General features: G+C 64.9%; 19 protein-coding genes and 1 pseudogene. 7 read left to right on the top strand and 13 right to left on the bottom strand.

Annotated elements, in window-relative coordinates; translation table 11 throughout:
* Positions 1 to 61 precede the first annotated feature (61 nt).
* The 4 genes and pseudogenes from ACDI39_RS15155 to gbcB all read right to left on the bottom strand — a co-directional run.
* Positions 62 to 1,087: pseudogene (locus ACDI39_RS15155) on the bottom strand (cache domain-containing protein); the annotation flags it as partial.
* 234 nt (positions 1,088 to 1,321) lie between these two features.
* The gene (locus ACDI39_RS15160) at positions 1,322 to 1,624 is read right to left on the bottom strand and encodes a cell division protein ZapA (RefSeq protein ID WP_225786528.1); all 303 of its coding nucleotides are present in this window, start codon (positions 1,622 to 1,624) and stop codon (positions 1,322 to 1,324) included.
* A complete protein-coding gene (locus ACDI39_RS15165) occupies positions 1,621 to 1,851 on the bottom strand; it encodes a hypothetical protein (RefSeq protein WP_225786529.1) in 231 nt (76 codons plus the stop codon). Before ACDI39_RS15165 ends, ACDI39_RS15160 begins: the two co-directional genes overlap by 4 nt.
* A 415-nt stretch (positions 1,852 to 2,266) precedes the next feature.
* Positions 2,267 to 3,370 carry a glycine-betaine demethylase subunit GbcB gene (gene gbcB, locus ACDI39_RS15170; RefSeq protein WP_225786530.1) on the bottom strand — a complete coding sequence of 368 codons (1,104 nt, stop codon included), beginning with the start codon at positions 3,368 to 3,370 and terminating at the stop codon, positions 2,267 to 2,269.
* A gap of 292 nt (positions 3,371 to 3,662) precedes the next feature.
* On the opposite strand from gbcB, the gene gbcA reads away from it, so the two are divergent.
* Entirely contained in the window at positions 3,663 to 4,955 is a 1,293-nt protein-coding gene (gene gbcA / locus ACDI39_RS15175) for a glycine-betaine demethylase subunit GbcA (RefSeq protein ID WP_225786531.1), read from the top strand.
* Positions 4,956 to 5,658: 703 nt separating this feature from the next.
* Here gbcA and etfB read toward each other — a convergent pair.
* The 6 genes from etfB to ACDI39_RS15205 all read right to left on the bottom strand — a co-directional run bounded on the left by etfB (position 5,659) and on the right by ACDI39_RS15205 (position 13,482).
* Positions 5,659 to 6,429 (bottom strand): electron transfer flavoprotein subunit beta, encoded by a 771-nt coding sequence (etfB, locus tag ACDI39_RS15180; protein ID WP_225786532.1) that lies wholly within the window; start codon positions 6,427 to 6,429, stop codon positions 5,659 to 5,661.
* A gap of 10 nt (positions 6,430 to 6,439) precedes the next feature.
* Positions 6,440 to 7,672 carry an electron transfer flavoprotein subunit alpha gene (gene etfA, locus ACDI39_RS15185; protein WP_225786533.1) on the bottom strand — a complete coding sequence of 411 codons (1,233 nt, stop codon included), beginning with the start codon at positions 7,670 to 7,672 and terminating at the stop codon, positions 6,440 to 6,442.
* Complete coding sequence (dgcB, locus tag ACDI39_RS15190; protein ID WP_225786534.1) at positions 7,672 to 9,621, bottom strand: dimethylglycine demethylation protein DgcB; 1,950 nt, start codon at positions 9,619 to 9,621, stop codon at positions 7,672 to 7,674. The genes etfA and dgcB overlap by 1 nt, the downstream gene beginning before the upstream one ends.
* Positions 9,622 to 9,820: 199 nt before the next feature.
* Positions 9,821 to 11,881, bottom strand: coding sequence for a dimethylglycine demethylation protein DgcA (dgcA, locus tag ACDI39_RS15195; RefSeq protein ID WP_225786535.1), 2,061 nt, complete (start codon positions 11,879 to 11,881; stop codon positions 9,821 to 9,823).
* A gap of 15 nt (positions 11,882 to 11,896) precedes the next feature.
* The gene (locus ACDI39_RS15200) at positions 11,897 to 12,427 is read right to left on the bottom strand and encodes a DUF5943 domain-containing protein (RefSeq protein ID WP_225786536.1); all 531 of its coding nucleotides are present in this window, start codon (positions 12,425 to 12,427) and stop codon (positions 11,897 to 11,899) included.
* Between the two features lie 77 nt (positions 12,428 to 12,504).
* Positions 12,505 to 13,482, bottom strand: a complete 978-nt coding sequence (locus tag ACDI39_RS15205) for a dipeptidase (RefSeq protein ID WP_087501964.1) — start codon at positions 13,480 to 13,482, stop codon at positions 12,505 to 12,507.
* Positions 13,483 to 13,769: 287 nt separating this feature from the next.
* Between ACDI39_RS15205 and ACDI39_RS15210 the strand changes: the two genes are divergently transcribed.
* Positions 13,770 to 14,171, top strand: coding sequence for a lysozyme inhibitor LprI family protein (locus tag ACDI39_RS15210; protein ID WP_253081700.1), 402 nt, complete (start codon positions 13,770 to 13,772; stop codon positions 14,169 to 14,171).
* 21 nt (positions 14,172 to 14,192) lie between these two features.
* Here ACDI39_RS15210 and ACDI39_RS15215 read toward each other — a convergent pair whose 3' ends face one another.
* Positions 14,193 to 15,158: a GlxA family transcriptional regulator gene (locus tag ACDI39_RS15215; protein WP_253081699.1), complete on the bottom strand. Its 966-nt coding sequence runs from the start codon at positions 15,156 to 15,158 to the stop codon at positions 14,193 to 14,195.
* 146 nt (positions 15,159 to 15,304) lie between these two features.
* On the opposite strand from ACDI39_RS15215, the gene ACDI39_RS15220 reads away from it, so the two are divergent.
* From ACDI39_RS15220 to ACDI39_RS15240, 5 genes are all read left to right on the top strand, one after another.
* A complete protein-coding gene (locus tag ACDI39_RS15220) occupies positions 15,305 to 16,249 on the top strand; it encodes a choline ABC transporter substrate-binding protein (RefSeq protein WP_225786539.1) in 945 nt (314 codons plus the stop codon).
* Positions 16,250 to 16,369: 120 nt separating this feature from the next.
* The gene (gene cdhC, locus ACDI39_RS15225; protein ID WP_225786540.1) at positions 16,370 to 17,254 is read left to right on the top strand and encodes a 3-dehydrocarnitine:acetyl-CoA trimethylamine transferase CdhC; all 885 of its coding nucleotides are present in this window, start codon (positions 16,370 to 16,372) and stop codon (positions 17,252 to 17,254) included.
* 17 nt (positions 17,255 to 17,271) lie between these two features.
* Positions 17,272 to 18,237 (top strand): L-carnitine dehydrogenase, encoded by a 966-nt coding sequence (locus ACDI39_RS15230; protein WP_253081698.1) that lies wholly within the window; start codon positions 17,272 to 17,274, stop codon positions 18,235 to 18,237.
* Between the two features lie 10 nt (positions 18,238 to 18,247).
* The gene (locus ACDI39_RS15235; RefSeq protein WP_225786542.1) at positions 18,248 to 18,718 is read left to right on the top strand and encodes a thioesterase family protein; all 471 of its coding nucleotides are present in this window, start codon (positions 18,248 to 18,250) and stop codon (positions 18,716 to 18,718) included.
* A 331-nt stretch (positions 18,719 to 19,049) separates the two neighbouring features.
* Positions 19,050 to 19,307 carry a hypothetical protein gene (locus ACDI39_RS15240; protein WP_225786543.1) on the top strand — a complete coding sequence of 86 codons (258 nt, stop codon included), beginning with the start codon at positions 19,050 to 19,052 and terminating at the stop codon, positions 19,305 to 19,307.
* 194 nt (positions 19,308 to 19,501) lie between these two features.
* On the opposite strand, the gene gbdR is transcribed toward ACDI39_RS15240, so the two are convergent.
* Entirely contained in the window at positions 19,502 to 20,608 is a 1,107-nt protein-coding gene (gene gbdR, locus ACDI39_RS15245; protein WP_225786544.1) for a choline metabolism transcriptional regulator GbdR, read from the bottom strand.
* A gap of 390 nt (positions 20,609 to 20,998) precedes the next feature.
* Positions 20,999 to 22,375 (bottom strand): L-serine ammonia-lyase, encoded by a 1,377-nt coding sequence (locus tag ACDI39_RS15250; protein WP_225786545.1) that lies wholly within the window; start codon positions 22,373 to 22,375, stop codon positions 20,999 to 21,001.
* Between the last annotated feature and the right edge of the window lie 428 nt (positions 22,376 to 22,803).

Genomic DNA, 22,803 nt, shown 5'->3' on the forward strand with positions numbered 1-22,803 from the left:
GGCTGTCGAGGAAACGGTTGAAACCACGGGCCAGGTCGCCCAGTTCATCCTGGCGCGAATCGTCCAGGCGGTGGCTGAGGTCACCCGCCCCGCTACCGATCTGCACCAGTGCCGCCGTCACCTGGCGGATCGGCCGCACCAACCCGCGCGCCAGCAGCACCACCAGCAGCAGCGAGACCAGGGCCACGGCCCCGCCGATCAGGCTGGTCAACCACACCGCTTCACGCATCTGGGCGTAGATCTGCACCTCCGGCACCTCGGCCACCAAGGTCCAGTTCAGGTCGCGCAGGGGCAGGGCCAGGGCCAGGTAGTCTTCGCCATCGCGGCTGAACCGGGCGCTGCGCAGGCCCTCGCCGCCCGCAAGGACGGCCTTGGCCGCTTCCGCGCCAAGCTGTTCGCGCAACTGGCGCTTGCCGCTGAATTCATGCTGGGGATGGACCTGGATCAGACCATCGTTGCGCACCAGGAGCACCCGGCCGTGTTCGCCGAAACTGAAGTCGCGGATCAGTTGCGACAGCTCGGTCAGGCGCAGCCCCATGCCGGCCACACCGACCAGTTGGCCGTCCTTTTCCACGCGGTAGTCGATGAACAGCGCCACTTCACCCGTGGCGCCATCGACATCGATGTTGATCAGCCGCTCGGCGCCGCTGTCGATGTAGCCGTAGAACCAGCTGTCCTTGGGGTTGTCGCGGCTCAGGGTACGGTCCAGGCCCTTCTCGCTGTAGTAGTGACCAGTGCCGGTGGCGGCGAACAGCGCGGTGAAAGCCTGGTTACGCTGCCTGGCGGCCTCGAGGTACTCGATGAAGCGGGGTAGCTCGGCCGGGTTCTCGCCAGCGGCCAGCCAGTCGCGCAGCAAGGTGTTGCCGGCGATGTCCGCCGCCGCCACCAGTGGCTGGCCGAGCATGCGCTCGATGTCGTTGCGAATCGCCTCGATGCTGGCCGGCAGGGCCGTATCGACCAGGTAACGCTCGGTCAGGCGATTCACCGCCGCGGTATACACCGCCACTACCACCAGGATGCTCGCCAGCAAGGCCGCGCCCATGCTCGCAATCAACTGCCACTGGATACTCCGCCGCCAGATCCGCATGCCCTTCCTCCCCAGGAAAATAAGCGTGGCGCAATGCGCCTGGGGAAAAGTGTATACACTTACGTATTCAATTATTCCAGTAATCCTGGACAATGCCTTGAAACCTATTGGGGGCGCTGCGCGCCCCTTTCGCGACGCAAGGCCGCTCCCACAGGGTATCGGCGCCGATCTCAAGAGCGGCGCGGTCTGGGAGCCGGCTTGCCGGCGATGGGCTGCAAAGCAGCCCCAAAAGGCTTATTGGTCGCCGATGGTTCGGGCGATGGCATCGACCGTGGCGTCGATCTGCGCCTGGGTGCGTTCGAGGGTCTGCTGGTGCTCGCGCTGCAGTTCGATCTGCCGGGAGCACAGGTTCAGGGCTGCCAGCACCAGCAGCTTGTCACCGATCAGGGTGGGGTATTGACGCTTGGTTTCGGCCAGCGAAACGTTGAGCATCCGCACGGCTTGCGCCAGGGTCTCTTCCTGGCCTTCTGGCGCCTTGATCGAATAGTCATTGCCGAGGATCGACACGACATTGATCGGCTGCGCTTGCAGTCTCATGCGTTGACGACACCTGCGCTGGCGCGCTCCACCAGGGCCTGGATACGCGCGGCGGTGGCGCCGTGCTTCTCTTCCTGCTCCATCAGCGACAGCTGCAGGCTGTCGTTCTCTTCCTTGGCCTGGGCCAGTTCCTGGCTGAGCGCGGCGTTCTGCTCGGCCAGTTGGGCGTTCTTGTGCACCAGGTCGTTGACCAGTTGCTCGAGTTGATTCAGGGAGGCTTCCAACATGGGGGTTTGTCTCAGGTTGTTGCAAAGGGCGCACACGATAAAGAAAACTGCGCACCCCCGCCATTAAATATCGGAAATGAAAGGCTTTAGCCTGGGCAGATTGACAGGTCCTGCCCCGCCTTGTTCCGACCTGAGTCAACCGCCCGTCAGGAAAAGCAGCGGCAAGCTGCAAGAAAAAAGCAGGCCCTGCGCCTAATGCCGTTCACTTAAGCAATTGGGGCCGCCTTGCGGCCCTTCGCGGGCAAGCCCGCTCCCACAGGATCGTGCATTCCTTGAGGTTTGCAGCGTACTTGTGGGAGCGGGCTTGCCCGCGAAGGGCTGCAAGGCAGCCCCAATCGATGCCACATCAGACTTAAGTGAACAGCATTAGGCCCTGCACCGGCCTGCTTTTCTCTTGCAGCTTGCAGCTTGCCGCTCAATAGTCGATCCGCACATCCCCCTTAGGCACACTGCAGCACGACAGGATGTAGCCTTCGGCTTCGTCCTCCTCGGTGATGCCGCCGTTGTGCTCCATCTCCACCTCGCCGCCGAGCTTGAGCACCTTGCAGGTACCGCAGATGCCCATGCCGCATGCCTTGGGAATCATCAACCCGACCTTCGCCGCCGCCGCATGCACCGTCTCGCCCGGCGCGACGCGGATGCTCTTCTCGCTGCCGATGAACTCCACCAGGTTGAGGTCGGCGACATCCATCTCCTCGGCCGCCTCGGCGGCCTGCTCGGCATGCTCCACCGCGTCGGCCTTGGCTTCTGGCGGGGTCGCGCCGAACGACTCCTCGTGGTAGTTGCGCATGTCGAAGCCCACGCCCTCGAGCATGCGCTTGACGGCATTCATGTAGGGCGTCGGGCCACAGCAGAAGATCTCGCGCTCCAGGTAGTCCGGGGCGATCAGTTCCATCAGCCGCTGGTTGAGGTAGCCACGGTAGCCCGCCCAAGGCTCGCCCAGGCCGTGCTTCTCGCAGATGATGTGCAGGCTGAAATTGGGGATCCGCGACGCCATCTGCTCCAGCTCGCGGTGATAGATGATGTCTTTCGGCGAACGGGCGCTATGCACGAAGACCATGTCGACGTTGCCGTTGGTGTCGTAGAACCAGCGGGCCATCGACATCACCGGGGTGATGCCGACACCGCCGGACAGGTACAGCACCTTCGGCGCCGGGAAGTCGATGGCGTTGAACAGGCCCACCGGCCCGTGCACCGCCAGTTCGAAACCTTCGTGCATGTTTTCGTGCAGCCAGTTGGAGACCTGGCCGCCCGGCACGCGCTTGACCGTGATGGAGAAGCTGTAGGGCACCGAGGGCGCACTGGAGATGGTGTAGGAGCGCATCACCTGCCGGCCATCGATCTCCAGCTCCAGAGTGACGAACTGCCCCGGCTTGAAGAAGAACATGATCGGCTGGTCGGCCATGAAGCAGAAGGTGCGCACGTCCCAGGTCTCCTGGATGACCTTGACGCAGCGCACGACGTGGCGGCCATTGGCCCAGGTCTGGGTGGTGACCGGATTGAGGAAGGTATCGGACATGTTCATCTCCAGCGGCCGACTACCGGCCTTCATGGCTCCGATAATGCGCAAGCCGGTGACGAAGTACATTCCCATCAGCGACATCGGCGTGCTTATCGCGACCAGCCCCGCGATACAAGGGCTGGCGCGTCGGAATTCGATTCGGCCATGTCGCCCATGGATATGGTTGCCCACCGCTTCGAACGCACACTCCACCGCAAATGAACCTGCTGTTCTTGCACGACAGCCTTGCGGCACAACAACAACGATTAGCCACCTTTCGCCGGCCGTACTCGGCCCTGAGGACCAAACGATGGACGTCACCGCAACCCTGAGCCTGGGCGATCCACTGGAAGCAGCACGCAAGGCCACCGCCGAGATGCTGCAGACCCGCGAGCGCACCTTCTCGCTCCCCCAGCCTTTCTACACCGACGAGCGTCTGTTCCAGATCGACATGCAGGAGATCTTCCACAAGGAGTGGCTGATCGCCGGCATGACCTGCGAGATTCCCGCCAAGGGCAATTACCTGACCCTACAGATCGGCAAGAACCCGATCATCGTGGTGCGGGGCGCCGAGGGCAAAGTGCATGCCTTCCACAACGTCTGCCGCCACCGGGGCTCGCGCCTGTGCGTCAGCGACAAGGGCAAGGTGGCCAAACTGGTCTGCCCGTACCACCAGTGGACCTACGAGCTCGACGGCCGCCTGCTGTTCGCCGGCACCGAGATGGGTGTCGACTTCGACATGTCCCAGTACGGCCTCAAGCCGGTCAACGTGAAGACTGCCGGCGGCTACATCTTCATCAGCCTGTCGGAGAACCCGCCACCCATCGACGACTTCCTCGCCACCCTCGAGCACTACATGGAGCCGTACGACATGGAGAACGCCAAGGTGGCGGTGCAGACCACCTTGATGGAAAAAGCCAACTGGAAGCTGGTGCTGGAGAACAACCGCGAGTGCTACCACTGCAACGGCTCGCACCCTGAGCTGCTCAAGACCCTGCTGGAGTGGGACGACACCAACGACCCCCGCGCCGACCAGGCGTTCAAGGACCACGTCGCCGCCTGCGCCGCTGCCTGGGAAGCCGAGAAGATCCCGTACCTGCACAAGAGCCATGGTCTGCGCAACCGCATCGTACGCATGCCGCTGCTCAAGGGCACGGTGTCGATGACCATGGACGGCAAGCAGGCCTGCCAGAAGCTGATGGGCCGCATCAAGAACCCGGACCTGGGCTCGATGCGCATCCTGCACCTGCCGCACTCGTGGAACCACTGCATGGGCGACCACATGATCGTCTTCACCGTGTGGCCGATCAGTGCCCAGGAGTCGATGGTCACCACCAAGTGGCTGGTGCACAAGGATGCGGTCGAAGGTGTCGACTACGACCCCGAGCGCATGCGCCAGGTGTGGGACGCCACCAACGACCAGGACCGTCGCCTGGCCGAGGAAAACCAGCGTGGCATCAATTCCACCGCCTACCAGCCGGGGCCGTACTCCAAGACCTATGAGTTCGGGGTGATCAACTTCATCGACTGGTACAGCCAGCAGATGCTCAACAACCTCGGCGCGGAGCCGGCACCGTACCTGAAGGAAGTGAAGACGCAGTAAGGCGCCGGATAGTGAAAGAGGGCAGTCGGGAGGCTGCTCTTTTTTTTTGCCTCGGGCATCATGGCCTCACCAGGCCGATCATTTATTGATCAGGTTCAATACAGCCCAGAGCTGCCAAGGCCTGCAGGCAAGGGCCAACATTTTATCCACAAGCTGACGCACAGTATTTGTGAAAAACCCTCCAGCTTGCCACTGCCAAGTGTCGATCACTTTTTGACCAAAACGCTGTAAGCCTTTGATTACTTGGCCTACAGCGATTACCGAACATCTTGTCCACAGACCGACCAACAGACTTTGTGAGCAAGATAAGGCAGCCTTCGCCGAGACTTGTGGATAATCCTCCAAAGGCCTTGTCGCAGGCCACCCGAAGGGTATTCCAGGGTCAATTGATCATTTATTGATCATTTTCATACAGACCAATGAATTCGCGGGCTACAGCGTATACCAAACAGATTATCCACAGAGCGACCAACAGCGATTGTGGGCAACATCCTGGAATATTCCCCGGGTCGACATCAAAACGACACGGAGCGCCCCAGCCAAGGCCTGATCATATTTTGAACAAACCTCTGAAATCCAGTAACCACGCGGCCTACAGCGAAGCGCAAACATTTTATCAACAGGTTGGCGAACAGATTCGGTGTGTAAAAAAGCCCGCCCTGCATAACCTGCAGGGCGGGCTTCGGGTCGTTCGGATGGATGGCTAGCGCAACACCCCCTCCTCCACCAGCAACTTCAGGATGGCCTCGGCGCCCTCCTGTGGAGAAACGTCCTTGAGCACCTTGCCGCCCCCGCCACTGGCCTTGGCCGTGGCAGCCTTCATGCGGTCGGCACCGCTCTTGGCCTTGATCACCTTGAGCCGCTTGGGCCGTGGCCGGGCCGGTTGCAGCTCGGCGTCAGCCAGCAGCTCGTCCTCCACCACCTCGACATTGCGCGCCGCCAGCACGCCGCGCCGGGCTGGGCCGAAGGCGCTCTGGCGCGGCTTGGGCGCGGCGTTATCCACAGTCGCCAGCAAGGGCAGGCGTACCTTCAACCGGCGCCGCTGGCCACGGGGCAGCGCCTGCAATACCTGCGCAGTGCCGTTGTCGATGGATTCCACCTCCGCCAGCCCGACCACCAGTGGCCAACCCAGCTTCTCGGCCAGGAGGAACGGCAGCATGCCCGACCCTTCGCCAGTTTCCGCCTGGCTGCCGGTCAGTACCAACTGGGCGCCCGCCTCGCGCAGGTAATCACCGAGCACGCCCAGCACATCGGCGCCCGCTGGCTGCTCCAGCACGTCCAGGTGATCCAGCCCCATGCCCAGGTAGGCACGCAGGGCCTCTTCCCGGGGATCGCCGGCATGTACCACCTGCAGGTTATCCCCAGCCAGTTGCAGGCCCAGCTCCACCGCACGGGCATCCTGCTCGGCACGGCGGGTGCGGCCGGAGCTGGGGTGGGCGCCGATGGAGACCAGGCTGATGACTTTCGTACTCATGCTCGTGCCCTTATGCCGCGTCGCGCTGGCTGGCGCTGCGGTAGTTGTCCACAGCCTCGATCAGCGCCTGGAGAATCGCCGAGCTGTCGCCAATCACCGACAGGTCGGCCCGTTTGATCATGTCGCAGCCTGGGTCCATGTTCACTGCCACCACCTTGTCGCAGGCGCCGATGCCTTGCAGGTGCTGGATCGCGCCAGAGATACCCACAGCCACGTAGACCCGTGCGGTCACCCAGGTACCCGTGGCGCCGACCTGGCGGTTACGCGGCATGAAACCGTCGTCCACCGCCACCCGCGACGCCCCCTCGGTGGCGCCGAGCGCAGCGGTTGCCTTGTGGAAAAGCGCCCAGTCCTTGACCCCGTTGCCGCCGGAGACGATGAACTCGGCCTCGGCCATGGCGATGGCTGCCGGGTCCACGGCCACCGGGCCAAGGTCCTCGATGCGCGACAGGCTGCGGGCCACGCTTGTGGACAACTCCACCGGCAGTGCCTCGTGGCGGGTTTCGCTGACCGGCTCGGCGCACTCGGCGGCGGCCAGGATCAACCGCGCCAAGCCACGTTGCAGGTCTTGCTGGCCGGCCCCGGCGCGGCCGATGCACTGGCCGTCCTTGACCTGCCAGACCCGCGTCGCCGGGCGCTCGCCGAGCGCGGCGGCCAGGCGCCGACCGAGTTCGCCACCGCCGGTGCGGCTGTCGGGCAACAGCCAGTGACGTGGCGAGAACTGGTTATCCACAGCGCGCAGGCCCTGCACCAGTTGCTCCGGTGCATAACCTTCGAACGCCTCGCCCTCGATGACCAGCAGGCGATCGACACCGGCTGTGGAAAAGTTGCTCTCCTTGTGCTCGCCGAAGACGATGGCCAGCACCGCGCCGTCGCTGCCCGCCAGGCTGTGGGCAAGCCCGAGCAGGTCGCGGTCGTGGCTGCCCAGGCGGCCGCCGACCATGTCCGGCACCACGGCGATGTAGAACGCCGGCTCCACGACCTGATGCAATGGCAGTTGCACCTGGGCACCAGCACTGCGCCGCGCCCCACCGCTGGTGCCCTGCTGGGCGCCGCTGCGGTCGATGCGCTTGATGCCGTTGGGGCCGATGAAGCCAGCGGCGATCGCATGAGGGTTCTTGCGGATGAGGCCGTTGGGCCCCATCCAGCTAGTCTGCTGGGTCTGCATCGCCGCATGCAGCGGGTGCAGGCGGTTACGTGCGATCCACTCGGCACGAGGGTCGCGGCGGATGATGTCGCTCATCAGTGCACCTCCGCAGGTTCACGTTTGGCCACCTGGGGCTTGGTCGCCGGGGTGTCGTCTTCGATCAGCACGTCGGCCACCAACTCGGCCAGGTCCTTGATCTGCGGGCGGGGTTCGACCACGCCTTCGAGCATCGCCGTGCATTGCGGGCAACCCACCGCCACCAGCTCTGCCTCGGTCTCGCGGATGTCGTCCATGCGCATGTCGGGGATACGCTGCTTGCCCGGTATGTCGGTGATCGGCGCACCGCCGCCACCGCCGCAGCAGCGGGAGCGCAAGCCCGAGCGCTGCATCTCGCGGACCTCGATGCCCAAGGCCTTGAGCACCTCGCGCGGGGCTTCGTATTCGCCGTTGTAGCGGCCCAGGTAGCACGGGTCGTGGTAGGTGACGCTGCCCCCCTTGTGCTGGCCCAGGTTGAGCTTGTTGGCGGCGATCAGCTCGGCGATGTAGGTGCTGTGGTGCTGCACCTGGTACTCGCCGCCCAGGGCGCCGTATTCGTTCTTCAGCACATGGAAGCTGTGCGGGTCGCAGGTGACGATGCGCTGGAAGCGGTACTTGCTCAGCGTCTGGATGTTGCGCCGGGCCAATTGCTGGAAGGTCGCCTCATCGCCCAGACGGCGCGCCACGTCACCGCTGTCGCGCTCCTCCAGGCCGAGCACGGCGAAGTCCACGCCAGAGGCCTTGAGCACCTTGACGAAGGCGCGCAGGGTGCGCTGGTTGCGCATGTCGAAGGCACCATCGCCGACCCAGAACAGTACCTCGGTGTTCTTCACCTCGGACAGCAGCTGGAGGTTGAGGTCGGCCGCCCAGTTCATCCGCCCGCCAGGGTTGAAACCGCCGGGGTTGTCGGTGGCGATCAGGTTGTCCAGCACCTCGGCGCCCTTGTTCGGGGTCGCGCCCTTCTCCAGGGTGAGGTGGCGGCGCATGTCGACGATGGCATCGACGTGCTCGATCATCATCGGGCACTCCTCGACGCAGGCGCGGCAGGTGGTGCACGACCACAGGGTCTCGGCATCGACCAGGCCATTGACGATCGGCTGGTGCGGATGGCCGCCATGCTCGCCGATCGGCTTGCCCGGGTAGGGGCTGCCGGCGAAGGTGGCGTCGGTGCCACCGGCCAGGCCGATGACCATGTCCTGGATCAGCTTCTTCGGGTTCAGCGGCTGGCCGGCGGCGAACGCCGGGCACATGGCCTCGCACTTGCCGCACTGCACGCAGGCGTCGAAGCCCAGCAGCTGGTTCCAGGTGAAGTCCACCGGTTTTTCCACGCCCAGGGGCGCATTCGGGTCTTCCAGGTCCAGCGGTTTGAGGCCGGTGGAGCGGCCACCGCCGAAGCGCTCGGCGCGGCGGTGCCAGGCCAGGTGCAGGGCGCCGGCGAAGGCGTGCTTCATCGGCCCACCCCAGGTCATGCCGAAGAACAGCTCCGACACGCCCCACAGCACGCCCACGCCGAGCAGCGCCACCAGCAGCCAGCCGCCCGTGCCCTCGGGCAGGATGCCGGCCACCGGCAAGGTGGCGACGAAGAAGCTCGCGGCGAACACCAGCAGGCTCTTGGGCAGGCGCATCCAGGGGCCCTTGGACAGCCGCGAAGGCGGGTCCAGGCGCCGCTTGAAGACGAAGATGGCGCCACTGAACATGATCACCGTGGCCACCAGCAGGGCGTAACCGAGGATCTTGCTCTGCAGGCCGAAGCCGTGCACCAGGATCGCCAGCACCGCCGACAGGACAAAGCCGCCCGCCGTGGCCACGTGGGTCTTGGACATGTACTTGTCGCGCTCGACCACATGGTGCAGGTCCACCAGGTAGCGTCGCGGCATGGCCAGCAGGCCGCCGATCAGGTTGACCTTGGACGGCCGGCCACGCCGCCACATGCGCACCCGGCGCAGGGCGCCGAGCACCGCCAGGCCAAGGGCGGCGAACAGCAGGATGGGTAGAAGGGTGTTCAACATCGCTAGGCACCTTTGAGCTGCGAGCTGCAAGCTGCAAGCCGCAAGAAAAAGCCGAGTCGCTCTTGCTGGCTGCTTACAACGGCTGGCTCATCGCTGTTACGCAGAATCGTTTCCAAGCAACTCTCGGAGCGATGGCCGCAAGCAGAAGCGATGAGGACTGCTTCTGCTTGCCGCTTGCCGCTCGAAACTTGCAGCTAGCCTAGAAATCCTTGCACAGGCGCAAGGCGTCATAGATCGCCGCATGCACGTTACGCTGGGCCACGCAGTCGCCGATGCGGTACAGCAGGTAGCCCTCGCCCGGCTGGCTGAGGATCGGCTGCGGCTGGATGGCGAACAACGCCTCGATGTCGATCTGGCCCTTGTTGCGCGAGCCGTCCTTGAGCGCGTAGTAGAGTTCCTCGTCCGGCCGCACGCCGTTTTCCACCACCACCTGGTCGAGCACGCGCTCTTCCTTGGCGCCGGTGTACTCGTTCTCCAGCACCGCGATCACCTTGTCGCCCTCGCGGTAGACCTTTTCCAGCATCATGTCGCCGGTCATGATCACCTCTTTCGGATAGAGGCTGCGGTAGTAGGTCGGGAAGGTGGTGCCGCCCATGGCCACACCCGGCTTGATGTCGTCGGTGACGATCTCCACCTGGCAGCCCTTGTCGGCCAGAAAGTCCGCCGTGGACATGCCGGTGAACTCGCAGATGGTGTCGTACACCAGCACGTTCTTGCCCGGCGCGACCTTGCCGTCGAGGATGTCCCAGCTGCTGACCACCAGCCCTTCGGCGGCGCCCCAGTGCTCGTTCTGCTCGACGAACGGATGGCCGCCCACCGCCAGCACGACGATGTCCGGGCGCAGGTCCATGATGGTCTGCGCATCCGCCGCGGTGCCCAGGCGCAGGTCGACCTTCAGGCGGGCGAACTCCAGCTGGTACCAGCGGGTGATGCCGGCGATCTGGTCACGCTGCGGTGCCTTGGCGGCGATGGTGATCTGCCCGCCGATCTGCTCCTTCTTCTCGAACACGGTGACGTCGTGGCCGCGCTCGGCCGCCACGCGGGCCGCCTCCATGCCGGCAGGGCCGGCGCCGACCACCACCACCTTGCGCTTGGGCCCGGTGGACTTCTCGATGATGTGCGGCACGCCCATGTATTCACGGGAGGTCGCGGCGTTCTGGATGCACAGCACATCCAGGCCCTGGTACTGGCGGTCGATGCAGTAGTTGGCACCGACGCATTGCTTGATCTGGTCGACCTGGCCCATCTTGATCTTGGCGATCAGGTGCGGGTCGGCCATGTGCGCGCGGGTCATGCCGACCATGTCCACGTAGCCGCCTTCGAGGATGCGCGTGGCCTGGTTCGGGTCCTTGATGTTCTGCGCGTGCAGCACCGGGACCTTGACCACTTCCTTGATGCCGGCAGCCAGGTGCAGGAACGGCTCCGGCGGGTAGCTCATGTTGGGGATGACGTTGGCCAGGGTGTTGTGGGTGTCGCAGCCCGAGCCGACCACGCCGATGAAGTCGAGCATGCCGGTGGCGTCGTAGTACTTGGCGATCTCCTTCATGTCCTCGTGGCTCAGGCCATCGGGGTGGAATTCGTCGCCGCAGATGCGCATGCCCACGCAGAAGTCGTCACCGACCTCGGCGCGCACCGCCTTGAGCACTTCCAGGCCGAACTTCATGCGGCCTTCGAAGCTGCCGCCCCATTCGTCGGTACGCTTGTTGACCCGTGGGCTCCAGAACTGGTCGATCATGTGCTGGTGCACCGCCGACAGCTCGACGCCGTCCAGGCCGCCTTCCTTCGCCCGGCGCGCGGCCTGGGCGTAGTTGCCGATGACCCGCCAGATCTCCTCCACCTCGATGGTCTTGCAGGTGGCACGGTGCACGGGTTCGCGGATGCCCGACGGCGACATCAGGGTCGGCCAGTTGAAGCCGTCCCAGCGCGAGCGCCGGCCCATGTGGGTAATCTGGATCATGATCTTGGCGCCATGCTTGTGCATGGCGTCGGCCAGGTTCTGGAAGTGCGGGATGATCCGGTCGGTCGACAGGTTCACCGACGACCACCACTCCTGCGGGCTGTCGATGGCCACCACCGACGAACCGCCGCAGATGGCCAGGCCGATGCCGCCCTTGGCCTTCTCTTCGTAGTACTTGACGTAGCGCTCGGTGGTCATGCCGCCGTCGGTGGCGTAGACCTCGGCGTGCGCGGTGCTGAGCACGCGGTTGCGGATGGTCAGCTTGCCGATCTGGATCGGCTGGAACATTGCTTCGAATGCCATGACGCTCTCTCCGGCTTACAGCGGCTTGACGATGAACAGGCCGTCGTCGTGGCCTTCTTCCGACCCGCCGTAGACCTGTTCGGCCACGGTGCGGATGGAACTGCCACGGGCAGCCAGGATCTGGTCCATGGCACCGGCGAACCAGCCGGTGAACATGTAGTCGACCTTGCGGCCGACCTTGCCGTAGACGTAGACGAACGCCGAATGCTTGAGCTTGACGCTGGCGGTGCCCTTGTCCAGGTCGATGTCCTGGATCTCGAACAGGCCCCAGCCGCGCTGGGACAGGCGCTTCATGTAGTGCTCGAACACCGCCACGCCTTCCAGGCCATGGCATTCGGCTTCTTTTTCGCACCAGTGCCAGGCCGACTTGTAGCCGGCCTTGTAGAGGATCTCGGCGTAGGCGTCAGCGCCCAGCACTTCCTCGATGCCCATGTGGTTGTTGACGAAGAAATGCCGTGGCACGTAGAGCATCGGCAGGGCATCGGTGGTCCAGACACCGGTCTCGCTGTCGACTTCGATTGGCAATTGCGGGGCGATCTTGGCCATGGAAACTCAACTCCATAAAAATTTTTGTTGGATGCCCCGGCGTTGCTGGCCGGGGCTTTTCAGGCTTGGAGAGCGGCTTACTCGCCCCAGACGTCCTTGAGGACATTCACCCAGTTCTCACCCATGATCTTGCGCACCACCCGTTCGGAGTGGCCGCGCTTGAGCAGGGTCTCGGTGAGGTTGGGGAACTCGCCGACAGTGCGGATCCCCAGCGGGTTGATGATCTTCCCGAAATTGGTCAGGCGACGGGCGTAACCCTTGTCGTGGGTCAGGTACTCGAAGAAGTCCTGGCCGTGGCCCTGGGTGAAGTCGGTGCCGATGCCGATGGCGTCCTCACCGACGATGTTCATGGTGTACTCGATGGCCTCGGCGTAGTCGTCGATGGTCGAGTCGATGCCCTTGGCCAGGAACGGCGCGAACATGGTCACGCCGACGAAGCCGCCGTGGTCGGCGATGAACTTCAGCTCTTCGTCCGACTTGTTGCGCGGGTGCTCCTTCAGGCCCGAGGGCAGGCAATGGGAATAGCAGACCGGCTTCTTCGACTCGAGGATGACTTCCTCGCTGGTCTTGGAGCCGACGTGGGACAGGTCGCACATGATGCCGACGCGGTTCATCTCGGCGACGATCTCGCGACCGAAGCCCGACAGGCCGCCGTCGCGCTCGTAGCAGCCGGTGCCCACCAGGTTCTGGGTGTTGTAGCACATCTGCACGATGCCCACGCCCAGCTGCTTGAACACGTCGACGTAGCCGATCTGGTCTTCGAAGGCGTGGGCGTTCTGGAAGCCGAAGAGGATGCCGGTCTTGCCCAGCTCCTTGGCCTTGCGGATGTCGGCGGTGGTGCGCACCGGCATGACCAGGTCGCTGTTCTCGCGGATCAGCTTCTGGCTGGCGGCGATGTTGTCGACGGTGGCCTTGAAGCCCTCCCAGACCGATACCGTGCAGTTGGCCGCGGTCAGGCCACCCTTGCGCATGTCCTCGAACAGCTCGCGGTTCCATTTGGCGATGATCAGGCCATCGATGACGATGCTGTCGGCGTGAAGTTCGGCTGGGCTCATCAGGCTGTCCCCTTTTATTGACTTGGGCCACGCCGAACCTTGTGCCGGCGCTTTGGGGCCAGCATATGCCTGCCGCCCGAGGCGCCCCGGTGCAAAAACGACAGGGGGTTTGCCGAAAGCGTCAATGGGCGACAGGGCGCGCTCTGGCACGGCGTGTGGCGATGAGAGCGACTCTCGACAACCGTCGTTTTTGGCCATTCATGAACATTTGCGTCGGGAGCTACCGCAGCGTCGCAGGCTGAGCGAGAATCGCCTGCGATTCGTCAGCCTGTTTAAGGAGAAAACGGATGAAATCAATGGCATGGCTGGTGTTGCTGAGCGTGGCCCTGGGTGCCCAGGCCGGCGAGGAGGAAAGCACGCCCTGCGACAACGTCGAGACCGATCAGCAGGGCTATGCCTGCGCCGCCTTCAACAAGCACACCGCCGAGCGGGAGCTGAAGGCGGCCTATGACGAACTGGTCCAGCGCATCCGCGACCAGTATGCGGACGAAGTCGGCCAGGCCACGGCGCTGATCGAGCGAATGGACGCTGCCGAAAAACTCTGGGTGCAGCTGCGCGATGCCGACTGCAAAGTCGAGACCTTTGCAGGGAAGCCTGGCAGCCAGGCGTTCGAGGCGGCCTGGAACACCTGTATCGCCCAGCGTAGCGATGAGCGATCGGAGTACCTGCAGTCCATTGGCCAGCCATGATCTCGACGGCGCGCCCAACTGTCATTTGGGGCCGCTTCGCGCCCCATCGCCGGCTTGCCGCCGATCCTCCCTGGGACAGCGCTCGAAGCGTGCCCGGTAGCAACGGGTGAAATACGACGCCGACTCGAACCCACAGGCCACCCCCACCTCCAGCACGCTCATGTCGGTCTGGCGCAGCAACTGCCGCGCCTTGTCCAACCGCAGGCGCAGATAGAAGCCGCTGGGCGTGTCGTCCAGATGCAGGCGGAACAGCCGCTCCAGTTGCCGCCGGGTGACCTGCACGGCCTCGGCCAGCACCTGGGTATTGAGCGGCTGCTCGGTGTTGCGCTCCATCTCGCCGATCACCCGCACCAGCTTCTTGTTGCTGATGCCGTAGCGCGAGGCGATTTGCATGCGCTGGTGGTCCTGGCGCGGGCGGATGCGCCCGAGCACGAACTGCTCCGACACTTGCACCGCCAGTTCGCTGCCATGGCCCTGGGCGATCAGGTCGAGCATCAGGTCGATGGAGGCGGTGCCGCCGGCGCAGGTGATGCGCCGGCGGTCGATCTCGAACAGCTCCTGGGTCGCCTGCAGGCGCGGGTAGCGCTCCTTGAAAGCCTCCAGCGCCTCCCAGTGCAGGGTCGCCCGATACCCGTCGAGCAGGCCGGCCTCGGCCAGCACCACCGCGCCGGTATCGATACCGCCAAGGATCACCCCCTCATGGTCGAGACGGCGCAGCGCCTGTTGCAGCACAGGGCCGTAGCAGGCCAACGGCTCGAAGCCGGCCACCACCAGCAGCATACTGCCCCGCTCGCCCTCGCCCAGGGCGCCGTCGACGTTCACCGACATGCCATTGCTCGCCTGCACCGCGTCACCCTCCAGGCTCAGCACTCGCCAGCGGTACAGCGGCCCGCGAAAACGGTTGGCCACGCGCAAGGGCTCCAGCGCCGAAATGAAGCCCATGGCCGAGAAGCCCGGCAACAGCAGGAAGTGGATGGTTTGCGGCATCGATATGTTCCACGGCAGAAGTGGTCGCTTGTGTGCAATTGTTGGTCGTCAGGGTGCGATTTTCCACCCTGCCAGCAGCGTAGCGTGTTCACACGGCCCACAGAGGCCGATCCCATAACAATATGCACTGCCGTTGGAGAGCCACCATGCACAGCTTGATCCGCCGCAGCCTGTTGTCCCTCGCCCTGAGCAGCACCCTTGCCACGCCCCTGTTCGCCGCCGAGCCCGCCGTTTGCAAGAACGTACGCCTGGGCGTGGTCAACTGGACCGATGTCATCGCCACCAGCGCCATGGCCCAGGTCCTGCTCGATGGCCTGGGTTACCAGACCAAGCAGACCAGCGCCTCGCAGCAGATCATCTTCGCCGGGATCCGCGACAAGCGCCTGGACATGTTCCTGGGCTACTGGAACCCGATCATGACCCAGACCATCACCCCGTTCATCCAGGCCGGGCAGGTCAAGGTCCTCGACAAACCCAGCCTGGACGACGCCCGGGCCACCCTGGCGGTGCCGAAGTACCTCGCCGACAAGGGCCTGAAGAGCTTCGCCGACATCCACAAGTTCGAGAAGGAACTGGGCCGCAAGATCTACGGCATCGAGCCTGGCTCCGGGGCCAACACCCAGATCAAGGCCATGATCGCCAAGAACCAGTTCGGCCTGGGCAAGTTCCAGCTGGTCGAGTCCAGCGAGGCCGGCATGCTCGCCGCGGTCGACCGGGCCGTACGGCGCAAGCAGGCGGTGGTGTTCTTCGGTTGGGCGCCGCACCCGATGAACGTCAACATCGACATGACCTACCTCGATGGCAGCCAGGATGCCCTGGGCCCCGACGAAGGCCGTGCCACGGTGTGGACCGTCACCGCGCCGGACTATGCCGAACGTTGCCCCAACGCCCACCGCCTGCTGGCCAACCTGAGCTTCAGCGCCGAGGACGAGAGCCGCATGATGCAGCCGCTGCTCGACCACAAGGACCCGCTGGAGTCGGCCCGCCAGTGGCTCAAGGACCACCCCGAGGACAAAGCGCGCTGGCTGCAAGGCGTGACCACCTTCGATGGCAAGCCCGCGGCTGAGAACCTCAAGCTCACCGCCAACTGACCCGGCCTCATCGCCGGCAAGCCAGCTCCCCCAGGCGCTTCACGCACCAGGGCTCACCACGCCCTGTGGGAGCCGGCTTGCCGGCGATTGGGCCACCACCGACACCACAAGGAACACACCATGAACCACGACGTCATCATCACCTGTGCCCTCACCGGCGCCGGCGACACGGTCGCCAAGAGCCACCTCGTCCCTGTCACGCCCAAGCAGATCGCCGAATCCGCCGTGGAAGCCGCCAAGGCCGGCGCCACCGTGGTCCATTGCCACGTCCGCGACCCCGAGACCGGCCGTTTCAGCCGCGACGTGGCGCTGTACCGCGAAGTGATGGAGCGCATCCGCGAGGCCGACGTGGACGTGATCGTCAACCTCACCGCCGGCATGGGCGGCGATCTGGAGATCGGCCCTGGCGAAACACCCATGGCCTTCGGCCCGGGCACCGACCTGATCGGCCCACTGGAGCGCCTGGCCCACGTGGAGGCGCTGCTGCCAGAGATCTGCACCCTCGACTGCGGCACCCTCAACTTCGGCGACGGCAACGCCATCTACGTCTCCACCCCGAGCCAACTGCGTGCCGGCGCCAAGCGCATCACCGAGCTGGGCGTGAAGGCCGAGCTGGAAATCTTCGACACCGGCCACCTGTGGTTCGCCAAGCAGATGATGAAGGAAGGCCTGCTGGACGACCCGCTGTTCCAGCTGTGCCTGGGCATCCCGTGGGGCGCGCCGGCGGACACCACCACCATGAAGGCCATGGTCGACAACCTGCCCGCCGGTGTGACCTGGGCCGGCTTCGGCATCGGCCGCATGCAGATGCCCATGGCGGCCCAGGCCGTGCTGCTCGGCGGCAACGTACGGGTGGGGCTGGAAGACAACCTGTACCTGGATCGTGGCGTGCTGGCCAGCAACGGCCAGTTGGTCGAACGCGCGGCGGAAATCATCACCCGCATGGGCGGCCGTGTCCTCAGCCCGGCAGAAGGCCGGGAAAAGATGAACCTCAAGCGCCGCTAATTCAGGAGCCGTTCGACATGCCTTACATCACCGAGATCAAGACCTTCGCCGCCCTGGGTAGCGGCGTCATCGGCAGCGGCTGGGTCGCCCGCGCCCTGGCCCACGGCCTGGACGTGGTCGCCTGGGACCCGGCCCCCGGCGCCGAGCAGGCCCTGCGCAAGCGCATCGCCAATGCCTGGCCAGCCCTTGAGAAACAAGGCCTGGCGCCCGGCGCGGCGCAGGACCGGCTGACGTTCGTCAGCACCATCGAGGCGTGCGTGCGCGACGCCGACTTCATCCAGGAAAGCGCCCCGGAGCGCCTGGACCTCAAGCTCGACCTGCATGCCAGGATCAGTGCCGCGGCCAAACCCAACGCGATCATCGGTTCCAGCACCTCGGGGCTGCTGCCGAGCGAGTTCTACGAGTCGTCCACCCACCCCGAGCGCTGCGTGGTAGGCCACCCGTTCAACCCGGTGTACCTGCTGCCGCTGGTGGAGATCGTCGGCGGCCAGCGCACCGCCCCCGAGGCCATCGAAGCCGCGAAGACCATCTACACCGCGCTGGGCATGCGCCCGCTGCACGTGCGCAAGGAGGTTCCCGGCTTCATCGCCGACCGCCTGCTCGAAGCGCTGTGGCGCGAGGCCCTGCACCTGGTCAACGATGGTGTAGCCAGCACGGGCGAGATCGACGACGCGATCCGCTTCGGCGCCGGCCTGCGCTGGTCGTTCATGGGCACCTTCCTGACCTACACCCTCGCCGGTGGCGATGCCGGCATGCGTCACTTCATGTCGCAGTTCGGCCCGGCGCTCAAGCTGCCCTGGACCTACCTGCCGGCCCCGGAACTGACCGACAAGCTGATCGACGATGTGGTCGAGGGCACCGCCGAGCAGTTGGGCGAGCACAGCATCGCCGCGCTGGAGCGCTACCGTGACGACACCCTGCTGGCGGTACTGGAGGCGGTGAAGCACAGCAAGGCCCAGCACGGCATGGCCTTCGGCGATTGAGGAGCACCTGATGCCAGCACTGACCACCTACCGCACTCCAGTCCAGGAGGGCTGGGTCGACTACAACGGCCATCTGCGCGATGCCTATTACCTGCTGATCTTCAGCTACGCCACCGATGCGCTGATGGAGCGCATCGGCCTGGATGCCGACAGCCGTGGGCAGAGCGGCCATTCGCTGTTCACCCTGGAGGCGCACATCAACTACCTGCATGAGGTGAAGCTCGGCACCGAGGTGTGGGTGCAGACGCAGATCGTCGGCTTCGACAAGAAGCGCCTGCATGTGTACCACAGCCTGCACCGGGCAGGGTTCGACGAGGCGTTGGCGGCCAGCGAGCAGATGCTGCTGCATGTGGACCTGGCGGGGCCGAAGTCGGCGCCGTTTGGCGAGCGCAGCGTGGCGTTGCTGCAAGGGTTGCGGGAGGCACAACGAGACCTGCCGCCTGCCGAGTTCGTCGGGCGCGTGATGCGCTTGCCTGGTTGACCGATGCCAGTTGGGGCCGCTGTGTCGCGAAAGGCGCGCACAGCGGCCCCGAAGGTATGTACCGCAGAAAAAAATAACCCCGGAAAGCCGTGAGCATCCGGGGCCAAGAGCGAGCAACATCCACTTTGCATGAGCGAGGGTGACCAAACCCTCCGTTGCCGTGAATGACGCCAGTGTGCGGCCTCTGCGGGCCGTCGATTTAGCCGGGAACGACCTGTTCTTAGCCAAAGCAGCCATTGCGACACACTGCCCTTGCGGGCATGTCGCCGTGGACACAGAATCGGTCGTGAATCACAGCAGCACTCTCTTAGCGATAAAAGGGACAACAGCCATGATGCATGCGGATTTGATCGATCAGGACGACCTGCTGGGCCAACTGCGCGCCCTGGGCTTCGAGATGCCGGCCGGGGCCAGTGCCGAACAGGCCTGCGAGGTCGCCGTGCGCGGCCTGACCGAACCCAATGCCCGGGCCCTGCGCGGCATGGTCGAGCAGATGTACACCGGCAGCGCCACCATCCTCCCGGCCGTGCGCCAGGCCATCGACAAGCAGCTGTTGCCGGCGTTGGCGCAGTTCAACAAACGCGCCTGATTGGCTAATGCTGTTCACTTAAGTCCGATGTGACATCGATTGGGGCTGCCTTGCAGCCCTTCGCGGGGAAGCCCGCTCCCACAGGGTCGTGCATTTGCAGCGTACTTGTGGGAGCGGGCTTGCCCGCGAAGGGCCGCAAGGCGGCCCCAATGGCTTAAGTGAACAGCATTAGCCTGATTGGCGGCCCCAACAGCTCAGAGCCTCACACTGGCAAACGTCGACTCGTTGCGCGCCTGGCTCAGTGCCCCCAGCGGCCCACCATGGGGCGACAGGGCCATGGCCTGCGGGATCGGCATCATCGCCACCTGTTGCGCGGTATTGGAGCCGACACGCTCGTCACGCGGCGGAATGCCGAAGTATTCGCGGTAGCACTTGGAGAAGTGCGGCGTGGACACGAACCCACACACCGACGCCACCTCGATGATCGACATGGGCGTCTGCTTGAGCAACTGACGCGCACGGATCAGCCGCAGCTTCAGGTAGTAGCGCGACGGCGAGCAGTGCAGGTACTTCTGAAACAGGCGCTCGAGCTGGCGCCGCGACACCGAGACGTACACGGCCAGCTCGTCCAGGTCGATCGGCTCCTCCAGGTTGGCCTCCATCAGCGCAACGATCTCCTGCAGCTTCGGCTGGTTGGTGCCGAGCATGTGCTTGAGCGGTACGCGCTGATGATCCTGTTCGTTGCGGATGCGCTCGTAGACGAACATCTCGGAGATCGCCGCCGACAGTTCGCGGCCATGGTCGCGGCTGATCAGGTGCAGCATCATGTCCAGCGGCGCGGTACCGCCGGAACTGGTGAAGCGGTTGCGGTCGAGGGTGAACAGACGGGTGCTCATGTTGACCCGCGGGAAGGCCTCCTGCATGGCCGCCAGGCATTCCCAGTGCACGCTGCAGTCGAAACCGTCGAGCAGGCCTGCACAGGCCAGCGCCCAGCTGCCGGTGCACACCGCACCCAGGCGGCGCGACTGGCGGGCCTGGGCCTGCAGCCAGGTGACGTGCTCACGGGTCACCGAGCGCTGGATGCCGACGCCACCGCAGACGATCACGGTATCCATCGGCGGCGCGCTGTGCATGGCCGCATCGGGGGTGATCTGCAGGCCATCGCTGGCCCAGACCTGGCCGCCATCGACCGTCAGGGTGTGCCAGCGGTACAGCTCGCGGCCGGACAACTGGTTGGCCATACGCAGGGGCTCGACCGCGGACGCCAGGGAAATGAGGGTGAAGTTGTCCAGCAGGAGAAAGCCGATGGACTGGGGGGCTGTGCGGTTCTGGGTTGGATTCCCGGAGGTGTACGACGTCATCGCGATTTCTCCTCACACAAATGCAGGGTGTGCCTCAGGCGGGCACTGTTTCTTGTAATGGCCCCGATTCGGATGCAGGGGCTTTGCCAATCTCGACGCAAACGCCGTGCCTGAAATTGAACGGCTATCCAAAAAAACTCAAAAACGACGTCGTCATGCGACGTGTAGAGCTTTTCTGGCGAGGTGGTAGGTAAACGCAAACAGGCGCGCCAGCGCCTTTGCGTGTAACTGCTGAGCAATTCGGTAGCACTTGTGGGAAAGATGCCCAGAAGCGACATACTTGAGTGTCACCGACAACGACACCTCTGGTAGCGACAGCCGACGGCCGGTGGGTGTCGGCCGCTGCGCCAACAGGTGGCACAGCGGCCTGGAACGGGCGAAAACGGCGCATCAGCACTCGATGGCGCTGACCGCCAGGCCACCGCGCGAGGTTTCCTTGTACTTGTCGTGCATATCGGCACCGGTGTCGCGCATGGTGCGAATCACCTGGTCGAGGGAGATGAAGTGCTCGCCGTCGCCACGCAGGGCCATCTGCACCGCGTTGATCGCCTTGACCGCGGCGATGGCGTTGCGCTCGATGCACGGCACCTGGACCAGGCCGCCGACCGGGTCGCAGGTCAGCCCCAGGTTGTGTTCCAGGGCGATCTCGGCGGCGTTCTCCAACTGCGCCGGGGTCGCCCCAAGCACCTCGGCCAGGCCCGCGGCGGCCATGGCGCAGGCCGAACCGACCTCGCCCTGGCAACCGACTTCGGCGCCGGAGATCGAGGCGTTCTTCTTGCACAGGATGCCCACCGCCGCCGCGCCGAGGAAGAACTCCACCACGTTGGATTCGTCCACCGCATCGGAGAAGCGCATGTAGTAGTGCAGCACCGCCGGGATGATGCCGGCCGCGCCATTGGTGGGCGCGGTGACCATGCGCCCGCCGGCGGCGTTCTCTTCGTTGACCGCCAGGGCGAACAGGTTGACCCACTCCATGGCACTCATGGTCGAGCCGATCACGTTGGGCTTGCCCAGCTCCTGCAGGCTGCGGTGCAGCTTGGCCGCGCGCCGGCGCACATTGAGCCCGCCGGGCAGCGTACCCTCGTACTTGAGGCCGTTGTTCACGCATTCCTGCATGGCGTGCCAGAGCTTGAGCAGGCCGGCGCGGATCTCTTGCTCGCTGCGCCAGGCCTTTTCGTTCTCCATCATCAATTGCGACACGCGCATGTCGTTTTGCTTGCACAGCCGCAGCAGCTCGGCGGCACTGTTGAAATCGTAGGGCAGCACCGTCTGGTCGGCATCCAGCACGCCGCTGGCGGCCTGGGCGGCATCGACCACGAAGCCGCCGCCGACCGAGTAGTAAGTGTCACGGTGCAGCTCGCCCTGGTCGCCTTCGGCGACCAGGGTCATGGCGTTCGGGTGATAGGGCAGGTTCTCGTCGAGCAGCAGCATGTCGCGGGCCCAGACGAACGCGATGGGCAGGCGGCCATCCAGCAGCAGCGTGCTGGTTTCGCGCAGCTCGGCGATACGCGGGGCGATCACCGTGGGGTCGATGGCGTCGGGCCATTCGCCCATCAGGCCCATGATAGTGGCGTTGTCGGTGCCGTGGCCGATGCCGGTGGCCGACAGCGAGCCGTACAGCCGCACCTCGACCCGCCTTACCCGCTCCAGCTCGCCGCGCTCGCGCAGGCCCTGGACGAACAGGGCGGCGGCGCGCATGGGGCCGACGGTGTGGGAGCTGGAAGGCCCGACACCGATCTTGAACAGGTCGAACACGCTGATGGCCATTGTCGAATCACCTCTTGATGGGCTTGTCTCCCCACGCCAGGCGTGAGGTCGCACAGCTGCTAGGCTGAACGCCGTGAATGCTCGCATCATCGGGCTTTTGCCCCACCTCCCGGCGTCTGCAACCGACGCCATTTTGTCCGGCAGCGCCGCCCTGGCCCGGTCACCGACCGACGCTTCCAGGCGCTCGGATGACGCAAAAAGACGGGGGAACGGGTGGAAGACCCCATATGCGACATCGCCCTTACTGGATGCGACCCGTCCTGTACTGGTTACGACCCCACCAGTAGGCGATTGCCGAGCACTGGGGGATTATCGAAAGCGACTCGTATTGCACGGCCTCGCAACCTGCCCTCTGCAGGCCTGGTCGACCGGACCCCGAGAACGTCCGGCGCCCCGCGCGAACCCGAAGATAAAATCACAGGAGTCCA

Source organism: Pseudomonas sp. Tun-23181 (assembly GCF_057415455.1).

What these genes read in the sequence shown, in the direction of transcription:
- dgcA (WP_225786535.1), bottom strand. Translation starts at nt 11,881, where the DNA reads ATGGCATTCGAAGCAATGTTCCAGCCGATCCAGATCGGCAAGCTGACC.
- ACDI39_RS15210 (WP_253081700.1), top strand. Translation starts at nt 13,770, where the DNA reads ATGAAATCAATGGCATGGCTGGTGTTGCTGAGCGTGGCCCTGGGTGCC.
- dgcB (WP_225786534.1), bottom strand. Translation starts at nt 9,621, where the DNA reads ATGTTGAACACCCTTCTACCCATCCTGCTGTTCGCCGCCCTTGGCCTG.
- ACDI39_RS15230 (WP_253081698.1), top strand. Translation starts at nt 17,272, where the DNA reads ATGCCTTACATCACCGAGATCAAGACCTTCGCCGCCCTGGGTAGCGGC.
- ACDI39_RS15200 (WP_225786536.1), bottom strand. Translation starts at nt 12,427, where the DNA reads ATGGCCAAGATCGCCCCGCAATTGCCAATCGAAGTCGACAGCGAGACC.
- ACDI39_RS15160 (WP_225786528.1), bottom strand. Translation starts at nt 1,624, where the DNA reads ATGAGACTGCAAGCGCAGCCGATCAATGTCGTGTCGATCCTCGGCAAT.
- ACDI39_RS15235 (WP_225786542.1), top strand. Translation starts at nt 18,248, where the DNA reads ATGCCAGCACTGACCACCTACCGCACTCCAGTCCAGGAGGGCTGGGTC.
- ACDI39_RS15215 (WP_253081699.1), bottom strand. Translation starts at nt 15,158, where the DNA reads ATGCCGCAAACCATCCACTTCCTGCTGTTGCCGGGCTTCTCGGCCATG.
- ACDI39_RS15165 (WP_225786529.1), bottom strand. Translation starts at nt 1,851, where the DNA reads ATGTTGGAAGCCTCCCTGAATCAACTCGAGCAACTGGTCAACGACCTG.
- etfB (WP_225786532.1), bottom strand. Translation starts at nt 6,429, where the DNA reads ATGAGTACGAAAGTCATCAGCCTGGTCTCCATCGGCGCCCACCCCAGC.
- ACDI39_RS15205 (WP_087501964.1), bottom strand. Translation starts at nt 13,482, where the DNA reads ATGAGCCCAGCCGAACTTCACGCCGACAGCATCGTCATCGATGGCCTG.
- ACDI39_RS15240 (WP_225786543.1), top strand. Translation starts at nt 19,050, where the DNA reads ATGATGCATGCGGATTTGATCGATCAGGACGACCTGCTGGGCCAACTG.
- gbcB (WP_225786530.1), bottom strand. Translation starts at nt 3,370, where the DNA reads ATGTCCGATACCTTCCTCAATCCGGTCACCACCCAGACCTGGGCCAAT.
- gbdR (WP_225786544.1), bottom strand. Translation starts at nt 20,608, where the DNA reads ATGACGTCGTACACCTCCGGGAATCCAACCCAGAACCGCACAGCCCCC.
- gbcA (WP_225786531.1), top strand. Translation starts at nt 3,663, where the DNA reads ATGGACGTCACCGCAACCCTGAGCCTGGGCGATCCACTGGAAGCAGCA.
- ACDI39_RS15220 (WP_225786539.1), top strand. Translation starts at nt 15,305, where the DNA reads ATGCACAGCTTGATCCGCCGCAGCCTGTTGTCCCTCGCCCTGAGCAGC.
- ACDI39_RS15250 (WP_225786545.1), bottom strand. Translation starts at nt 22,375, where the DNA reads ATGGCCATCAGCGTGTTCGACCTGTTCAAGATCGGTGTCGGGCCTTCC.
- etfA (WP_225786533.1), bottom strand. Translation starts at nt 7,672, where the DNA reads ATGAGCGACATCATCCGCCGCGACCCTCGTGCCGAGTGGATCGCACGT.
- cdhC (WP_225786540.1), top strand. Translation starts at nt 16,370, where the DNA reads ATGAACCACGACGTCATCATCACCTGTGCCCTCACCGGCGCCGGCGAC.